The following is a 17,343-nucleotide window of genomic DNA, read 5'->3' on the forward strand; positions in this document are numbered from 1 at the left end:
ATTTTGCAACTCCTGTAATAAAAATAATATTATATTATAGGAGCCGAAAAGTCGATTTAAATTCTTCCCTATTAGGGAAGAGACTTTAACCCTCTCTTAACTTAAGCAGCTATACTGTGCCATTTCTCCTGACGGCAAACACTTTGCTTAATTATAATTAATTATAATTAGGGACAGCCACCTATTTTTGTGTTGACAAATGTAAAAGGGTTGATATTTTTATGCTATGCCGAGAATAGCAAGGATAGTTTTAGAAGGATTGCCGTATCATATTACCCAACGAGGTAATAATAAACAGGATGTATTCTTTGTCGATGACGACAAAAAAGTATATCTGGAAATTCTAAAGCAACAGGCGGAGAAATATGCCTTAACGCTGATGGGTTATTGTCTGATGACGAATCATGTTCATCTGATAGCGATACCTGCAAAGGCAGAGTCTCTTGCAATGGCGGTTGGCCGAACGCATTTCATTTACACGCAATACATCAATCGTTTTCACAAACGCAGCGGCCATCTCTGGCAGAGCAGATTTTATTCCTGCGGCCTTGACGAGCATCATTTCTTTTCAGCGATGCGGTATATAGAGCATAATCCATTGCGTGCCGGCATAAGCCGTAAGCCGTGGAATTATGAATGGTCGAGTGCGGCCGCGCATATTGACGCAAACAGTAAATCGGAGCTGCTGGATTTACGCAGATGGTATGAAATGATGCAAGCCGGTCAGTGGAAGCAATTGTTGATGCGGAGATTGCCGGACAAAGAAATTAAGGTGCTTCGTAGCGGTACATTGCGAGGTCGGCCATTGGGCAGTGATAGTTTTATAAGTAAGCTTGAAAAGCTGGCAGGCCGCAGATTACGTCCGTTGCCGGTTGGCAGACCAAAGAAAGAAAACGATGGGAATAAAAAGAAAAAATAGGTGGCTGTCCCTAATTCTCCTGTAGGATGTAAAAATGCAATGTTGGTTTGATAAATGGTTATATTTGATGGGTCATTTGGCCACATGGATACTTCGCTTGACTTTGGTCTTTGGCTTCGGAGTTGCATTCGGAGAAAAATACCCTGATTCACATATTTATCTTTATTTGGCGTTAGTCATATTTATTTGTGCCTTTGCAGTTTTGATTGCACGATGGCGAGCAGGCAGAATCAGAAACAAAAAATCAGATTAAACAAGTGTTGTGGAAACTGATAATGCGGGAATTGTTCAGGCTGCTTATACTTATGGTAACGATTTAATATCGATGAATAGATCGGGTGCGAATAGTTATTACCATTATGATGGTTTAGGTACGACAAGGCAAATGACGGATTCATCAGGTACTGTCGTGAAAAGTATAAACCATAATTGACCAAAGTGCCATTGTTGGGTATTTACTCGACAGTGGCACTTTTTTTATGGGGGCAAATAAAGGTGTCCGGTACAGTTTTTAATTGACTAAAATATTTCGATAAATTGATGCCTTACTAATTTTCATATTGATCGATTAGGCGCAGCGGGGCTGTTGAAAAAGTTTTCTTTTGTTCTGTTCGGCAACAATCGGCAGCATATTGTGAATGTGGAATTTAATTGTAAAGAGTTCGTCAAAAAGTTCGTCAGTGTGCAGTATATACGGAGTTGTAAGTAACTTGTATATGGAGTTGTAAACCACTTGCAAGTGAGTTTTTGACTTAAAAACAGGCTTGCAACCTTTTGTCAATACTGGTATTATAGACGCACCAATGGACTTCGAATCCGAAGGTTACAGGTTCGAGTCCTGTCGGGTGCATTTGTTTATCTTATGGTCGAGTGTTAGTCGGCGGTCAAATCGCAGCCTGTTTGAACATCTTCTCAAAAAGTTCCATACCAAAGCCCATCACATTTGTCAGACTACCGTCAATTCTTTCGATAAATTTATCTCCGCCTTCCTGAATTGCGTATGCACCGGCCTTATCCTCCCATGTCCCTGATGCTATATGCTCGGCAATCTCTTTGTCAGTCATTTTTCTCGGATATACTGTCGTAACGTCGTACTCCACAGTTTTAAAATCAGCATTTTTCTTTATCATCGCTATCGCGGTAATAATCTTGTGCGGCCGGCTGAATAATTTTCTTGTAATCTCCTCGGCGTGCCAGGCTGACTCGGCTTTGCCGATAATTTCGCCGTTGAAATCCGCGATGGTATCGGAGCCGACGACTATTTTGTTCGGAAATCTATCCCCGACGTCCTGTGCCTTTGCCATTGCGAGTTTGCACGTGTATTCCATTGACGTCAACCCATCGGCAGAGATTTTAGACTCATCGACATTCGATACGACAATCTCAAAATTGTATCCTGCTTTTGTGAGAAGTTCTTTTCTTCTTGGAGAAGCAGATGCGAGAATGAATTTTTCAGTCTTTAACATTATACCAATCGTAATAAAAAACGGTGTTTGTACATCGCGGTTTAGCGAAGCTGGCGTAATAATTTACAAAACCTTTAGACGCGATATTAATTATGCCGGGTGGCATTATACGGATATTTAAAATTATTCATGCGTTAGTCTGCGGGTAAAGCGAAGCGGGCCAATAAGTTACAAATATCACAACGCGCGAGCAATAATACCAATTGGTATTAATAGCTTGATACGGAAATCGAATAAGTAATTTTTCCGCAGTACGCAATAAATTCCGGTTCGATTTTTTTAATATCCTCGCCGACATAAATCTTAAATAATTTTTGCGCGATGTAACTGTTCCATTGCGCAGTCAGTGCGATATTTCTGTCCGATGCGATTTGTGCTTCCGTTGGGCTGATTGGCCAGGTGCCTTTGAAAGCGCCGAGCATCATCTGATAATAATTGCCAAGCCTTTTGCCGTAATTTTCTTCACGCAAAAATCTTACGAACGCATAAGACTCTGCGTAAAATGCCATTGTCGCGGCATCAGACTGGTTATTGTGCAGAACTGTTTGGCCGGGGTTCAATGCAATCAGTGTTTGCAGTGGAATCATCTTTCCGTTCTGCATTGTGAGCTTCAGCGAACCAACACGCTGATAATTTTTGGCCGGCAGGAAAATAAATCTTCCGCCCTGCATTGTGCTGTTTTCAAAAAGCTGCGCGACGCCTTCGTCGAGCCAGCTCGGCAGGCGATATTTGAAATATTTATTGCAGAATTGATGCCAGCCTTCATGCCCGATAACGCTGAAAGTTCGCGTTCTGCCGATGTTGTATGCGACACAGGTGTCATTTAAAAAATATGCGCCTTTTTTGATTTTCTGATACATCGGCCATTGTGCGCCTGTGAAAGTTTTTGAGAACTGTTCCCATTGTTCGCGAGTGTTGAACAGATAAAGCTTCGATTTGCCGAGAACCGTAACCGGTTCGGGAATCTGTTCCTGATACTGCTGCCAGACTGCTTCTACAAACGCCGGAATCTGTTTGAGCATCAGCGGTTCAAACATTGTTGTATAGATTTCATAATGACTTGTCTCAATCACCAGACCGGAGCCGTAGGGGCTTTGCCATTCGCGAACGGATTCGACTGCAGGCAAAGGTTTGATGTACTTAATCAGACCTTCAGCGGTTGATAATTTAGCCGGAACATTTTTTTGCGGGACAGTATTGCTTTCCTGACAACCAGAAAAAGTTAAGCCACAGAGGACACAGAGGACACAGAGATTAATTTTATTTTTTATTTTCATTTTCTTCTTCAATAATTTCAGCGGTGAATAAATAGACTTCGGTTTTTTTGTCTTTCCATATGTCGTCAGGCAGGCCGGCCTTGTGCGAACAGCAATACGATAAAAATTCTTCTTTGCTCCAGCCGGTTTCAGTCGCTACCTGCGGCAGAAAACAGCCGCTTGCGTAACCGCGACGGATATATATGCCGTCAATTCCCAACCGAAGATTCAGCGGGTTATCGGTTTTTTGAAGCGGTGAAAGAACTGAAATTTCGATATCAAGCTCGTCAACTTCTTTGGGGGTGATTGGCTCACCGAAAAATCTCGAATCCTGCGTTGATGAAGCGATTGCCATATCGTGAACTAACTCGATAAGCGGTCTGTCTGAAGTGAACTGGCCGATACAGCCGCGAAGTTCGCCTCGATTTTTCAGCGTTACAAAACATCCGCAGTGTGCATTCAAAACGGGATCATCGGAAGATACCGCCGCAGGTTTTTTCCGTGATACAGCAGCTTTGACAGTTTCCCTTGCGACTGTCAGCAATTGTTTTTTTTGTTCTTCGTTCATTATTTGAATAATTTAATTGCGAGGAAACCGCCGACAAGAAGAATCATAAAGACCAGCGTCAGCAGGTTAAAATATTTGTCGATGAAAGGCCTGATAGCTTCGCCTTTCCAGCGGAACAGTCCTGCGACCATAAAAAATCTCGCGGCTCTGCTAATAACTGAAGCGATGATAAAGCCGGGGAAAAATATTCTCGCAACACCCGCCGAAATTGTGCAGACCTTATAAGGCAGCGGCGTGAAACCTGCGGTGAAGACAATCCAGAAATCATACTTGTCGTACAGATTTTTGAAAGTCTCGAAATTCTTCTGCGTGAAGCCGAGCGAACCGAGATTCGCAAAAACCCACTGGTCAATCACTTCCCATAATCCCATTCCAATTAGATAGCCCGCGATTCCGCCAAGAACAGAAGCGATTGAACATATAGTTGCAAAACGTATCCATTTTTTCGGAGCGCCAAGAGCCAGCGGAGCCAGCAAAACATCCGGCGGAACAGGAAAGAAACTCGACTCGGCAAAACTTAAGCAGAAAAGTGCAACCATACTGTGCTTTGTATGCGCGAAATGCAAAACCCAATCATACAGGCGTTTGTGAATGTGCCAGGCGGGGACTTTTCTTGTGGGATTGTTGATTATTTCAGCGGATTCATTCATACATTTAAAATTTAATATTTAAAATTCAAGATTTGAGGAATCGCCTGCGGCGAACTAACGACAAATGAGGGTGTTGGGATTCGAACCCAAGACCTACGCATTAAAAGTGCGTTGCTCTACCAGCTGAGCTACACCCTCATGTTCGCATAAAGTCAAGCGGTTGCGTAACTTGTATCACTCATAGTCCAAACCCGACTCAAATGACACCAGATTCGCAACCGTATTCGTCTGACGAACTGAAATAAGATGGGATAATTTACTATAAAAGCCAAAATTATGCAAGAGGAAATGTTTTAATCAGTTTTTGCCGTTTCAGGCTTATTTTTGGCCAAATTTCGCAGGGTCATGAGCTTTTGACGAATTTCGTCGGCCATTCTGCTGTTCGGAAAGCTCTTGATAATCTCATGGCCGGTTTGGAGCGCTTCAGCCCATTGTTTGTCGCTGACGGCCAGTGAAAAACGTACGCCAAGATTGTGCAGCTTGTTTTTGAATACTTCCGTGGCGGCTTCCTGAAGCGCAAGCGCTTCGCTGGGCGTTAAATAAGTATCAAGGTCCTTGAGAATCACCAGACTTCTGTCGGTATCGTCTCGCTTGACCGCCTCGTCCCAGGCGGCAAGAAGCTGACGCTTACGCTGTTCTTTTTTGTCGGCCAGTTTCTGATGCAGAGCTTGCGCCTTTTCAGATTCAGGATAATTCTTTATCAGCCGTTCAATCTGTATGCTCGCCGTCGCCCACTGGAACTGTTCGAGCAGCTTGTCGATGTAACCGATGATTTGATTGATTTTTCCCTGCTCTGTCGAGTCGCGATAATTGTCGGCGGCCATTTTTAATTCTTCAGCGAGAGCCTTGTATTCGCTTCGCTGTGCGATTGCGTCAATCATCGCATAAGTCGCCTTGTAATCCTGCTGATGAAGTTTTTCCATAACCGATGCGCGGAGATACTGATTGTCCATATCACGGTAGGCGATTGTTTTCGCCGCTTCGCTTAATTTCACGCCCTGACTGATTTGCTCGAACATATTTCTGCTCGCGGCCAGGCCGTCGCTGATGCGATCGAGCGACTGCTGCTGATTTGTGAGAATTTCGGCGATTTGGTATAACAGCAATATAATCGCAAAAATGCCAACGCCTGCTGCGACCATTAGGGGAACAAGATAAAGGTTTTCGGCAAGGGAAGATTCTGTTGTGCCGCTGAACATCCACAAAATAACGGTCAGGACCATCAAGGCGACAAAGATTAGATGCCATTGCACGAGCCAAAGCGTCTTGGGCAGTTTTACTCTCATAGTTTTCAACTCCGCCAAATTAGACATATATATAGTACTACAAAGTTTGTTTTAATGCAAGCGGTTCAGGGTTCTTATAAAAGTTTTTTGCTTTTTTTCGGGAAAAGGCTTTTTTTTGGAATCCCGCGGGTGTAAAATACACCCTGACACGGATGGTACATATATTGCACGCATATCAGACAGGGACGTAGTTTAAACGCAGGAAGCTAACAGAAGAAGTTTTCGGTTATCCGATAAAAAAAGGAGGGTATTCAAATGGATATTTCTGCTTTTGAGACAAAACTGAAACACCTGCTCGATGAAGTTTCAAATCTGCCGGCAGCACGGTCAAGCAAAAACATACTGCTTTCCGTCAGGTCGCAGCCTAAAAAGGGTATTAAGACGCCCGAAACGCTGGAGGATTCGCTCGCACAGCTTCAACTGATTGTCAAATACCTGATTTTTGACGTGGAAGCGACCAGACGGGAAAATAAATACCTTCGCAAAGTCCTCGAAGGGCAGGAAGATTAGCCGGCATAATCAGTTATATGGATTCTATAAATTATTCGTGCGTTACTCCGCGGTTAAAGCGAAGCGGGCTAATAAGTTGCAACCCTTATAACGCGCGAGCAATAATACCAATTGGTATTATGACATTTGAGCAAAATATTGTATTTGCAATAGGGGGGAGTGTAACCATATATATATATAACTATGGCAGATGACCTGAAATATACAATTTTTAAGACCAAATGGGGCTTTTTCGGGCTGCTTGCCGATGAAAAAGGGCTGCTAAAAACCTGTTTACCGATGGAAAACTCCGAGGCGGTTAAAAAGCATCTGCTGGCCGGCACATCATATCAGGCGAACAAAGTCGAAAACTTATATCACAATTTAGAAAAAGCTATAATTGATTATTATAACGGTAATTATGTGGATTTTCAGGCTTTGGAAATTACATTAAACCAGGACAAACTCACAGATTTTTCCAAGCGGGTTTTAAAGGTTTGTCGGAAAATAAAAATCGGGGAAGTGGCAACCTATGGCCAATTAGCGACAATGGCAGGTTGTCCGGGTGCGGCAAGGGCGGTCGGCAGCGTAATGGCAAAAAATAATTGGCCTTTAATAATCGGCTGTCATAGAATCGTAAAAAGCGATGGCTCAATCGGCAATTTTAGTTTTGGCGGAAGCAAAACAAAAAACCGAATGCTCGAACATGAAAAACAAATGATGAAAGGATTAAAATGATTCCGACAAAGAAAATAGAATCCGGCAACGCACCGGCGGCAATCGGACCCTACTCACAGGCGATTCGAGCAGGCAACACGGTTTATATGTCCGGCCAGCTTGGCATCGACCCGAAAACCGGAAAGCTCGTCGACGGTGGAGTCGCAGAACAAACGAGGCAGGTGCTGGAAAATATCAAGGCCGTTCTGTTCGCGGCGGAGTTGAACCTCACAAGCGTTGTAAAGGCTGAAGTCTATCTAACAGATATGAGCGATTTCGCAAAGATGAATGAAATCTACAGTACATATTTTACGCAGCCGTATCCGGCTCGTGTATGCGTTGTGGTCAAACAATTACCGAAAGATGGACAAGTAGAAATTTCCGTTGTTGCAGTCAAAGAGTCTAATTTATAAAAGTTTTGGAACAGTATGAGCATCTTTGAAATAATAATGTTGTTGTGTTTTGCGGCGGGTTGGCCGTTTTCAATTTATAAATCTTATACATCGTGCGTCAACGGCGGAAAAAGTCTGCCGTTTCTCGTTATCGTTTTCGTCGGTTATATCGCTGGCATAATGCACAAGGTACTCTACAATTTCGACGGCGTTATATACCTCTACATCCTAAACGGCGCAATGGTAATGATAGACATTATGCTTTATTGGCGAAACTGGGCGGCGGCAAAGGTTAATTGCAATTAGGCGAAAGATTGCACGTCAGCCATTCTTCAGCGAACACCGCAAAGTCAATCATATTTACTTTGCAATCCTTATTAAAATCGGCACGCGGAAACTTCGGACAGGAAAGCTCTGTACTGTAATGCGTTAAAATAACGGAATTGATAGAATTGTTATCGTAAAATATATCGAAGCTGCCGTCTTTAAAAACATATTTTGAAACCGCGTTACTAAATGTGCCTGTTACATGTTGAGCGGCAATAATGTAAAATACATCATAATAATTCGGCACATAACCATCAACGAGTTCAACATCGAGAATGCCATCAAGCGAAACCTGGCCGTAAGCGGGATGAGTAACTCGCAGATGAGAATACTGGCTAACCGGTTCGATACCGCCAATAGCAATTTTTAAAGTTGCCATCGCATCCTGTGAATAATTGTATTCAAGCTCCAATACCTTGTTGGTTCCATTATCTAACGGCTCAACAACGCCGCCATTGTTTTCAACGTGCGCCCAAATCACACCATTACCCTTGAGCGTTCCGCCCTGAAGGATAATTGAATTTGCAACTCCTTCATTGTATTCGGCTTCAATTACGCCTGCGTCCATTGCGATAGTTCCATTCGGCCAGACTTTAACGTATTGGCCTTGCAGCCACGTCGGTGTAAAATTAACGCCGGTTGAATCTTCAGGGTTATCATCGATAATATTTATTTGTCCGGTTCCGCCGGCTTTTTCGAGAGTGCCGCCTACAGCGACAGAGTTAGCGCAATCGACCCATGAGCCTTCGTGAATGTCGAGTAATCCTGTGCTTCCTGTATTTTCAGCGATGGTCATCGTGCCATAATTTAAAATTTTTGAGCTGTACACGCTAATTTCAGCTTTGCCGCTTTGTCCGAGGCTAAAATTTTCCCATGAGTTTCGCACTTGTAATTCAGTTTGATGACTTTGGCCGGTGATATTTATTTCTGCTGAAGAATTCGGATATAACGCCATAGTGAGTTTTCCGATTTCCATAAATCCGCCGTTGGTGATATTGACCGTGGTGCCTCCTGAAACGGACATATCAAATTGGCCGTCAACATACCAATACGAGTTAATGCCGTTGACGTCGATTTGCACATTGCTTTCAGAACCAAATGCGCTCAAGCCGTGGCCGTGATAGAATTTGGCGTTGTCTAAAATGGCGAGGTTTGCGTCGCCGTCTTCACCGAGCCAAATGCCGTGCCAGTTCTCGTCATACATTGTTGTCCAAGAAACGTTTGTGCCGGATAGAGTAAGGCTTCCTGCAGAATCGGAGTATTGTCCGATGGAAACTTCTCTGCTGTAAACATTACCATTATTTATGGTTAGACCTGCCCGGTCATATTGACCGATGTTTACGGAACGGTCGTATTCAGATAAATAATCCAGCGAATAATTGTATCCGCCTAAATCCATTGTAACGTTGGAGCCATCGACATACAGAGCATCATTGGAAAAATAATTGTCGAATGTAACGGTGTAAGCTGCGGGCAGAGTGAAGCGTACAATGTCGCCGCCGTCAAGACCGGGAACACCCTGCGGAGTCCAGTTGTTGGCATCTCCGAATGTTCCGCCGGCAGAATTATTCCAAGTGTAATCTTCAGCGAAGACAAAACAGTTTGAAGCTAACAATACAAGAATTGCTATGATTCTTCTTTTCATCTTAAACCTCCTTAAAAATCCCCTTAATACCGATTATATAATCAGACTATATAGCCGAATTATATACCACGATTTTTCAAAAAATCAATTAGTATTAAATGATGATATAAATGCGTCTAAAGTCTTATTCCTGCATAGTTTTGATAAAGCTGTCGGCCTCGGCGATGGATTTTTCCATCTCGGCAATCAATTTTGCAATGTCCGTTTCCATTGTTGTAACTTCTGTTTGCAGCGAAGCGATTGCCTGTGCATTTAAGTTATGCTTCAAATATAAAACCTGGTCGCGAAACGCGGAAAGTACCGGCTCGATTTTACTCTCCGCTTTTTTCATCGCTGTAATCAACTGATTATATTTCTGCTGGGTCTGCTGGAGTTTTTTTTTGCTGTCGGCTTTCAGGTCGGCGTTTGTGTACTGGTCAAGCTCTTTTGTCCATTCAGCGAACAAATCTTTGGCGACATCCTCAACAGCGGCGATGCGTTTTGTTACAGCGGCGGCCTTTTCTTCGCTGTCTGCAAGCTCGTCTTTGAGTGTATCGTATTTTTCCTGCAATTCAGTTGAAGGAACGTTTACAACGCTTTTGAATTTGTCCAGCGCTGATGCGAATTGTTCTTTGGTTTGCTGCTGTGCGTCGCGAGCCTCTTCAACACGGTCAACGAGAATGTCCCGTTTCTGCTTGCCGAATTTTTCCATTGTGCCGTAATATAGACTGTTACAGCCTGATACAAACAGTAACGCAATTGAAATCAGCAATACCTTTTTCATTTTTCCGTTCCTTCGAAATATTGTTTTTATTACCCCTCCCTCACGGTCAGGGCTCTGATTTTATTTTGTCAAACTAAAAGTATCCTGCGCGATTGCGAGTTCTTCATTTGTCGGAATTACAAAAACTTTCACTTTTGAATTTGCAGAACTGATTGTGCGTTCGTTGCGATTTTTCGCAGTATTTGCGGCAGAATCTATTTCAACGCCAATTTGCTCAAGTTCGCCGCAGGATTTTGCTCTAACATCCGGCGAGTTTTCGCCGATGCCGCCGGTGAAAACAATCGCGTCAAGTCTGCCAACTACTGCTGTGTATGTGCCGATATATTTTTTTATCCTGTAGCAGAAAATATCGAAAGCAAGCTGTGCGCGTTTGTTGCCTTTTTCGGCCTGTTCGCGGAGATTTCGCATATCATTCGAAACGCCGGAGATGCCGAGCAATCCGCTTTTCTTGTTGCACATCGTATTCAAATCGTCAACGCTGTAACCTTTGTCGGACAGATAGAAAAGAATCGCAGGGTCGAAATCGCCTGTGCGAGTTCCCATAACCAGACCTTCCAGCGGCGTAAGTCCCATCGATGTGTCGATGCTTTTGCCGTTCTTTACCGCGGCCATCGAGCAACCGTTGCCAAGGTGGCAGGTAATGATATTGATATCGTTAATATCTTTGCCGAGCATAACGGCGGCGCGTTGAGTGATATATTTATGGCTTGTGCCATGGAAGCCGTATTTTCTGACGCGGAATTTTTCGTAAATTTCGTAAGGCAGCGCGTAAATAAATGCCGTCTGCGGAAGTGTTGTATGAAACGCAGTGTCGAAGCAGGAGACCTGCGGAACGTTCGGCAGGGCAATTTGAGCGGCCTTGATGCCAGTCAAATTCGGCGGATTGTGCAGAGGAGCAAGGTCTGCGAATCTTTCAATCGAGTCAATCACGTGTTCGTTGATAACGCACGAAGCGGTAAACTCTTCGCCGCCGTGGACAACGCGATGACCGACGGCGTTAATTTCAGAAATATCTTTCATAACGCCAGTTTCCGGCGCAACGAGAGTTTTGAGAATAAGTTTCATACCCTCTGAATGGTCGGCGGCTTTTGTGTCGATTTTGTGCTCTTTTGAGTCGGTGGTGTGGGTTAATTTTGATGTTTCTTCGCCAATTTTTTCCAAAAGGCCTTTCGCAACTACTTTCTCGGCAGGCATTTCGAACAATTGATACTTAATCGAACTGCTGCCGGCGTTAATAACTAAAATCTTCACTTTTAATAGTCCTTAATATTTAAATATAATTAAACCATAACTTTATAGTCATAACGCCTTTAAGTCAATTATCAATTTTCACTTGTAACAAAATGGATTGGCATATAGATTGGTGTCATGAATCGAGCGATTTACAGAATTATCGATGCGAATTACAACCGTGCACGCGAAGGGCTGCGCGTTGCGGAGGAATTCTGCCGGTTTGCGCTCGATAATCAGCAGCTTTCATCACGCTGCAAGGAAATCCGACATAAATTAAGTGCCTCAATCTCGAAAATTGATGCACAAAGACTTATTTCGTCTCGTGATACGGAAAATGACGTCGGCTGCGATGTAAAAATCGCCGAGCCGATGAAACGCCAAAGCCTTGAAGATTGTGTAACGGCCGGCCTTGCCAGAACTGTCGAGGCGATAAGGGCAATCACGGAATCTGTCGCTATAATTGACAGTAAACTGGCACAGGAATTTGAAAAAATTCGTTACGAATGTTACACAATCGAAAAAGACATCTCTCTTTTCGGATTCCCGGCCGTAAAATTCAAAAATACAAGACTCTATTGTATTATTACTATGCAGGCAGGTATTGATGTATTAAAAATCGCAAAACAATGTGCGGCGGGCGGTGCGGATTGTTTGCAGTTAAGAGCGAAAGATATATCTGATTGCGAACTTTTGCCGCTTGCACGTGAATTTGTTAAAATCGGTAAAGACAATAATGTTGTCAGCATTATTAACGATAGGGCAGATATAGCAATCGCCGCGGATGCTGACGGTGTGCATCTTGGTCAAAATGATTTGCCGACCAATGAGATACGTAAATTGCAGTTAAAGCCGTTGATTATTGGCGTAAGTACTCATTCAATGAGCGAACTTGCCTCCGCTGTCGAACAACGGCCGCATTATGTCGGCGTTGGTTCTGTTTTTACAACGAATACTAAACAACAAGTTGAAATTTGCGGGTTAGATTATGTGAAGCAGGCGACAGATTTTCTAAAAACCAAATCAATCGAAGCTGTCGCAATCGGCGGAATCACTCTGGAAAATGTTGATAAAGTTATACAGGCAGGAGCAAAACGAATCGCAGTTTCATCGTGCGTTTGTCTGGCGGAAAATCCTGCAAATATTTGCAAAAAATTCAAAGAAAAGCTTGACAGAAATATTTGATATTTTTCTAAAAATGGAGGTCCGAATATAAGTTCTTGATTTTTAATAAGCTATAATCGTTTTTAAAATTGTGAGTTATCCACTTGAACCAGTAAATCCCGAAAAAATATTTTTTGGCATAAGATTTGAATAGGAACGATAAGATAGATAATATAGTGTTGCAGGTGTTTTATTGAATCCACAAAAACTCTGGTTTTAAGTCCTTTACAATGAGAGAGTTGCATGTGTTAGATGTTTGGCGTTTGTCTGGCAAAAATGTAATTTTAATATATATAATTCAACACCGGTAATTACCCTGATTAACCAATGCGTTTATTTTAACATTTACAATACGTTATCAACAACTTATCCACAAGGAAAAATACAAAATTAGTGGCAATCGCGGCTGCAAGAACAGCAGGATTGTGTCAAAAAAGCATTGTAAATCGTATAGCTGTCGGAGACGATTTTACTATCATATAATATGTTATTGTTAGTAAAGGAATCGATATGCAGGAAACTGGTAAAAAACGATTAAGTCAAGCATTGCTGAAAAAGAATGGATTTGTCATTGTGGCCGAACTTGTCGGCGGGCCGAACTTCAATTACGCTCCAATCGAGAATTTCCTCACAGCATTCAAAAGCAGCGGCGGCAAAGATATTCCGCAGGGATTCAACTTTGTCGGTATTACCAGTCCGCAGAGTCCCGGCGGTGTCGCCAATATCGAACCCGCTGATGTACATCGTTATCTCGAGAGCAAAAATCTGCTCGGCGAACTTGATTTCATTCCGCATATCAGCAGCAAAGATTCCAACGCTGACGCCATCACAAGTCTGCTTGCCGCTCACAAGGCGGCTGGCGTCGAAAGCGTGCTTGCGCTCACAGGCGATAAACCCGTCAGCTCACGCGGTGTATTCGAACTTGAATCGACGAGTATGCTTGCGAAAATCACACGCATAAATAATGAAGCGTATTTATCGGCGAAAGTGGAAAGTCTTGCCGCGACGAAGCAATTTTTCGCCGGTGCGGCTGTATCGCCTTTCAAATATACCGAAGCGTCCCAAATGCAGCAGTATTTCAAGATGGAGAAAAAAGTCGCCTGCGGAGCGAAATTTCTGATTACGCAGGTCGGCTGGGACTGGAAAAAGTCTGTCGAACTTGTGCGCTATCTGAAAGAGAACAATATAGATGTGCCGGTGCTCGGCAATGTTTATCTGTTGAGCACAATTACGCCCGCACCGCGGCTTATGCACGATATAAAACTGCCGGGCTGCTTTGTCAGCGATGAACTGCTGGCGAAAGTTTATTCTGAATCCGTCGATGAACATATCGAACGCGCCGCCCAGCAGATTGCGATGTATAAGGCAATCGGCGCAGCCGGTGTTGACCTCGGCGGTGTGCACGATTATGAAATGTTCATAAAGATTCTTAAACGTGCAGCCGAGATAGGCGGTAACTGGGAACAATTTAAGACAAATCTCTGCTGGCCGCCGATAAAAGCTTTTTATCTCTACGACGAAACGGGCAACAGGGCTGCATTGTCGGAGTATCCGAAAACATTCGGCCATCGTTTCTTCGATTTTATGCATTGGGCGATACTCGACCCGAAACATAAAGGTTTTCACGTATTTAAAAAGATAATGAAATTTTTCGGAGCCGACAAAGGCAAAGGGTTTGTATATAAGAGCTTCTTTATGGTTGAAAAGCCGATGAAGTACTGTCTGTTCGACTGCGAAGAGTGCGGCGATTGTTATCTGCCGGAGAATTTCGGGCTTTGCACAATCGGTTGTTGTGAAAAAGGTATGGACAACGCACCCTGCGGCGATTCGACTGTCGAAGGCAAATGCGGAAATAATCTTGAACGTATTTGTATTGGCGATAGAATCTACAAAGCGGCAGGCGCGGAAAAGGGCGGCTATGAAAAATTAAGAAAGACCATTAACAGGCCGAGAATCCCCGCTCTTGAACATTCCGCGTCGATACCGAACTATCTTTTTGGCAGGGACCATACAATGAAAAACGCGATTATAAACATCGGCGAATCAGTTCACGCTTCGATTCCGAAAACAGGGCAGATAATGAAGCAGCTTCTGGCTCTTGGCGATGACTGTTTCAGCAAACCAAGTCCTGAATTTGAATATGTTAAGGCGTTGATTGAATCGCAGACTGCCGATGGTGCGGATTACATCGCGGTCAATATCGACCAGTTCGGCGAAACAGACCCAACTCTTGCGGTTAAGCTGATGAAGGAATATGTCAAACTCGTTCGCAAATTCGGCAGAGGCGTGCCGGTTTGCGTTGACAGCAGCGATGACGATGTTCTTATCGCAGGCCTGAAAGAATGGTACGATACGGATGAAAAAGTTCTGCCTCCGCTGATTAACTCAATAAAGATTTATACGATTGATAATATGATGCCGCCGAAAAAGCATTTCGATTACAAGTTCATCGGCCTGCTCATCAGCGAAGCAAAAGCGACAACAGATAATGTTGACGATTTGTTTAATCTGGCTAAAACAATTTACGATGCTGCGATGAAGCACGGCTTCAAGGCGGACGAAATATTTTTCGATTCGACGGTGTTCCCGCTGGCAATCGATATGCCGATGCAGCCGGGCGTGCCGGGTTATACTTACAGAACTTTCAACACAATTAAGAAAATCAAAACTGACCCGCAGTTGAAGAATTGTCATTTCTCGCTGGGGGTAACAAATAGCGTTCGCGATTTACCCGCCAGAAAAATCGGCGTAACCCGCGCGTATGTCGAAGTCGCGATGCGTTATGGCCTTGACGCCGGTATCGTCAATGCTTCGCACCATCTTGGGAATGTTCCGGCGGACCCGGATTTGGTTAAACTTGTCGAGGCTTACGCAGACCTTGACGGCTCGAGCGAAAAACTTAATACCGCGATGATGCTGATGGGTGAGTTCTGTCAGAAAAACAGAAAACCAACGGCGTAGCAGAAAGATAAGTCTTTGTTTTGTAGGTATTTGAAATTGTTCTTGCAAATTAGAAATTGATTTCTAAAATGCAAAAATGATTACTGAAAAATATAAAAAAGCATTAGACGTATTAACTAAACATAATCAACAGCATCTGTTAAAGTTCTGGAACGAACTCGACGATGGCGGCAAAGAAAAATTGCTTAGCCAGATTGAACAGATAGATTTTGAATCGCTCGATTCGAAAATAGATGAGTATGTAAAGAATTCTGCGCCGACAAAACTGCCGGCGAAAATCGAACCCGCTCCGGTTTATACCGCCCAACCCAAAACGCCCGCGGAAAAAGAAAAATTTGCCAAAGCGAAGAAACTTGGCGCCGAACTTATGTCAAAAGGCAAAGTCGCCGCGTTCGTTGTCGCCGGTGGGCAGGGTACACGACTTGGCTTTGACGGCCCCAAAGGCGATTTCAGAGTCAGCCCGATTAAAAATAAATCATTATTCCAGATTTTTGCAGAATCGATAAAAGCAGCAGGGAAAAAATATAATTTTTTGCCGAAGTGGTACATAATGACAAGCCCGCTCAATCACGAGCCGACACGAAAAATTTTCAAAGATAACAATTTCTTCGGCCTTGGCGAACAGGGCGTTTACTTTTTCCAGCAGGGTACTGAAGTAAATTATTCTATGGACGGCCAAATTCTGCTTGCTGACAAAGGCGTTATCGCAGAATCTCCAGACGGTCACGGCGGCAGCTTAAAAGCGATTTATAAAAGCAGAGCCGCTGCCGATATGAAAAAGAACGGCATTGAATACATCAGCTATTTCCAGGTTGATAACCCGCTGATAAATATTTTTGACCCGCTGTTCGTCGGTTTGCACGCGATGGACGAGGCGGAAATGTCATCAAAATATCTGACTAAATGCGGGCCGCTCGAAAAGGTCGGCAATTTCTGTCTTGCTGATGGTAAAGTAACTGTAATCGAATATAGCGATTTGCCGGACGAGCTTGCGTATAAGAAAAATCCTGATGGTTCGCTTGTTTTCTCACTTGGCAGTATCGCGATTCATATTATCAGCCGAACATTTATCGAAAGGCTTAACGCGAAAGGTTTCGCATTGCCTTATCACAGGGCAGTGAAAAAGATTCCTTATATTGATGTTCAAACCGGCAAAAAAGTTGAGCCGGCCAAACCAAACGGCATAAAACTTGAAACGTTCGTTTTCGATGCTCTTCCGCTTGCCCAAGAGTCTATCATTCTTGAAACAATCCGCAGCGAAGAATTTGCTCCGGTGAAAAATGCCGAGGGTGCCGATAGTCCCGCTGTTACAAAACAGATGATAACCGAACGCGGCGCGAAATGGCTCGAAGCCGCCGGCGTGAAGATTCCGAAAAAAGCGGATGGCTCAATAGATTGCGTTATCGAGCTTGCGTCGTCTTATGCGTTAAACGCAGAGGATGTTGTCGCGAAGAAACAAAATTTGAAGATTACCGCAGGGCAAAACTTGTATTTGGATTAATTACTGATA

16 protein-coding genes and 1 tRNA gene are annotated in these 17,343 nt (G+C 43.6%); 8 read left to right on the plus strand and 9 right to left on the minus strand.

Annotated features, from left to right (window positions below):
• Positions 1-226: 226 nt before the first annotated feature.
• Positions 227-919: a transposase gene (locus LLF92_02210; protein ID MCE5339931.1), complete on the plus strand. Its 693-nt coding sequence runs from the start codon at positions 227-229 to the stop codon at positions 917-919.
• A gap of 884 nt (positions 920-1,803) precedes the next feature.
• Here LLF92_02210 and LLF92_02215 read toward each other — a convergent pair.
• The 6 genes from LLF92_02215 to LLF92_02240 all read right to left on the minus strand — a co-directional run bounded on the left by LLF92_02215 (position 1,804) and on the right by LLF92_02240 (position 6,145).
• Positions 1,804-2,385, minus strand: a complete 582-nt coding sequence (locus tag LLF92_02215) for a Maf family protein (GenBank protein MCE5339932.1) — start codon at positions 2,383-2,385, stop codon at positions 1,804-1,806.
• A gap of 209 nt (positions 2,386-2,594) precedes the next feature.
• Positions 2,595-3,662 carry a DUF1570 domain-containing protein gene (locus LLF92_02220; protein MCE5339933.1) on the minus strand — a complete coding sequence of 356 codons (1,068 nt, stop codon included), beginning with the start codon at positions 3,660-3,662 and terminating at the stop codon, positions 2,595-2,597.
• Positions 3,646-4,209 carry an AmmeMemoRadiSam system protein A gene (gene amrA, locus LLF92_02225; GenBank protein ID MCE5339934.1) on the minus strand — a complete coding sequence of 188 codons (564 nt, stop codon included), beginning with the start codon at positions 4,207-4,209 and terminating at the stop codon, positions 3,646-3,648. Before amrA ends, LLF92_02220 begins: the two co-directional genes overlap by 17 nt.
• Positions 4,209-4,859 (minus strand): DedA family protein, encoded by a 651-nt coding sequence (locus LLF92_02230; protein ID MCE5339935.1) that lies wholly within the window; start codon positions 4,857-4,859, stop codon positions 4,209-4,211. Before LLF92_02230 ends, amrA begins: the two co-directional genes overlap by 1 nt.
• Positions 4,860-4,924: 65 nt before the next feature.
• Positions 4,925-4,997 (minus strand) — tRNA-Lys (locus LLF92_02235).
• A 155-nt stretch (positions 4,998-5,152) separates the two neighbouring features.
• Positions 5,153-6,145, minus strand: a complete 993-nt coding sequence (locus LLF92_02240; protein MCE5339936.1) for a hypothetical protein — start codon at positions 6,143-6,145, stop codon at positions 5,153-5,155.
• Positions 6,146-6,400: 255 nt separating this feature from the next.
• On the opposite strand from LLF92_02240, the gene LLF92_02245 reads away from it, so the two are divergent.
• From LLF92_02245 to LLF92_02260, 4 genes are all read left to right on the plus strand, one after another.
• Positions 6,401-6,655, plus strand: a complete 255-nt coding sequence (locus LLF92_02245) for a hypothetical protein (protein MCE5339937.1) — start codon at positions 6,401-6,403, stop codon at positions 6,653-6,655.
• A 183-nt stretch (positions 6,656-6,838) separates the two neighbouring features.
• Positions 6,839-7,372: a methylated-DNA--[protein]-cysteine S-methyltransferase gene (locus LLF92_02250; GenBank protein ID MCE5339938.1), complete on the plus strand. Its 534-nt coding sequence runs from the start codon at positions 6,839-6,841 to the stop codon at positions 7,370-7,372.
• Positions 7,369-7,764 (plus strand): RidA family protein, encoded by a 396-nt coding sequence (locus LLF92_02255; protein MCE5339939.1) that lies wholly within the window; start codon positions 7,369-7,371, stop codon positions 7,762-7,764. The genes LLF92_02250 and LLF92_02255 overlap by 4 nt, the downstream gene beginning before the upstream one ends.
• A gap of 15 nt (positions 7,765-7,779) precedes the next feature.
• On the plus strand, positions 7,780-8,049 hold the full coding sequence (locus LLF92_02260) for a hypothetical protein (protein ID MCE5339940.1): 270 nt from the start codon (positions 7,780-7,782) through the stop codon (positions 8,047-8,049).
• Here LLF92_02260 and LLF92_02265 read toward each other — a convergent pair.
• From LLF92_02265 to LLF92_02275, 3 genes are all read right to left on the minus strand, one after another.
• On the minus strand, positions 8,036-9,715 hold the full coding sequence (locus tag LLF92_02265) for a hypothetical protein (GenBank protein MCE5339941.1): 1,680 nt from the start codon (positions 9,713-9,715) through the stop codon (positions 8,036-8,038). The two genes, LLF92_02260 and LLF92_02265, sit on opposite strands and share 14 nt — an antisense overlap.
• Positions 9,716-9,839: 124 nt before the next feature.
• Entirely contained in the window at positions 9,840-10,478 is a 639-nt protein-coding gene (locus LLF92_02270) for a DUF2959 domain-containing protein (GenBank protein MCE5339942.1), read from the minus strand.
• A gap of 60 nt (positions 10,479-10,538) precedes the next feature.
• Positions 10,539-11,729: an acetate kinase gene (locus LLF92_02275; protein MCE5339943.1), complete on the minus strand. Its 1,191-nt coding sequence runs from the start codon at positions 11,727-11,729 to the stop codon at positions 10,539-10,541.
• Between the two features lie 117 nt (positions 11,730-11,846).
• On the opposite strand from LLF92_02275, the gene thiE reads away from it, so the two are divergent.
• The 3 genes from thiE to LLF92_02290 all read left to right on the plus strand — a co-directional run bounded on the left by thiE (position 11,847) and on the right by LLF92_02290 (position 17,334).
• The gene (gene thiE / locus LLF92_02280) at positions 11,847-12,893 is read left to right on the plus strand and encodes a thiamine phosphate synthase (protein ID MCE5339944.1); all 1,047 of its coding nucleotides are present in this window, start codon (positions 11,847-11,849) and stop codon (positions 12,891-12,893) included.
• A gap of 489 nt (positions 12,894-13,382) precedes the next feature.
• Positions 13,383-15,833: a methylenetetrahydrofolate reductase C-terminal domain-containing protein gene (locus LLF92_02285; protein MCE5339945.1), complete on the plus strand. Its 2,451-nt coding sequence runs from the start codon at positions 13,383-13,385 to the stop codon at positions 15,831-15,833.
• A gap of 76 nt (positions 15,834-15,909) precedes the next feature.
• Positions 15,910-17,334: a UDPGP type 1 family protein gene (locus LLF92_02290; GenBank protein ID MCE5339946.1), complete on the plus strand. Its 1,425-nt coding sequence runs from the start codon at positions 15,910-15,912 to the stop codon at positions 17,332-17,334.
• The last annotated feature ends 9 nt before the right edge of the window (positions 17,335-17,343 follow it).

It is taken from the genome of Planctomycetaceae bacterium (genome assembly GCA_021371795.1).
Lineage (GTDB): Bacteria > Planctomycetota > Phycisphaerae > Sedimentisphaerales > UBA12454 > UBA12454.

Excerpts from the sequence above, each read along its gene's own strand:
- LLF92_02265 (MCE5339941.1), bottom strand. The coding sequence starts at position 9,715 with ATGAAAAGAAGAATCATAGCAATTCTTGTATTGTTAGCTTCAAACTGT.
- LLF92_02240 (MCE5339936.1), bottom strand. The coding sequence starts at position 6,145 with ATGAGAGTAAAACTGCCCAAGACGCTTTGGCTCGTGCAATGGCATCTA.
- LLF92_02230 (MCE5339935.1), bottom strand. The coding sequence starts at position 4,859 with ATGAATGAATCCGCTGAAATAATCAACAATCCCACAAGAAAAGTCCCC.
- LLF92_02215 (MCE5339932.1), bottom strand. The coding sequence starts at position 2,385 with ATGTTAAAGACTGAAAAATTCATTCTCGCATCTGCTTCTCCAAGAAGA.
- LLF92_02210 (MCE5339931.1), top strand. The coding sequence starts at position 227 with ATGCCGAGAATAGCAAGGATAGTTTTAGAAGGATTGCCGTATCATATT.
- LLF92_02270 (MCE5339942.1), bottom strand. The coding sequence starts at position 10,478 with ATGAAAAAGGTATTGCTGATTTCAATTGCGTTACTGTTTGTATCAGGC.
- LLF92_02260 (MCE5339940.1), top strand. The coding sequence starts at position 7,780 with ATGAGCATCTTTGAAATAATAATGTTGTTGTGTTTTGCGGCGGGTTGG.
- amrA (MCE5339934.1), bottom strand. The coding sequence starts at position 4,209 with ATGAACGAAGAACAAAAAAAACAATTGCTGACAGTCGCAAGGGAAACT.
- LLF92_02290 (MCE5339946.1), top strand. The coding sequence starts at position 15,910 with ATGATTACTGAAAAATATAAAAAAGCATTAGACGTATTAACTAAACAT.
- LLF92_02250 (MCE5339938.1), top strand. The coding sequence starts at position 6,839 with ATGGCAGATGACCTGAAATATACAATTTTTAAGACCAAATGGGGCTTT.
- LLF92_02285 (MCE5339945.1), top strand. The coding sequence starts at position 13,383 with ATGCAGGAAACTGGTAAAAAACGATTAAGTCAAGCATTGCTGAAAAAG.
- LLF92_02245 (MCE5339937.1), top strand. The coding sequence starts at position 6,401 with ATGGATATTTCTGCTTTTGAGACAAAACTGAAACACCTGCTCGATGAA.
- thiE (MCE5339944.1), top strand. The coding sequence starts at position 11,847 with ATGAATCGAGCGATTTACAGAATTATCGATGCGAATTACAACCGTGCA.
- LLF92_02220 (MCE5339933.1), bottom strand. The coding sequence starts at position 3,662 with ATGAAAATAAAAAATAAAATTAATCTCTGTGTCCTCTGTGTCCTCTGT.
- LLF92_02255 (MCE5339939.1), top strand. The coding sequence starts at position 7,369 with ATGATTCCGACAAAGAAAATAGAATCCGGCAACGCACCGGCGGCAATC.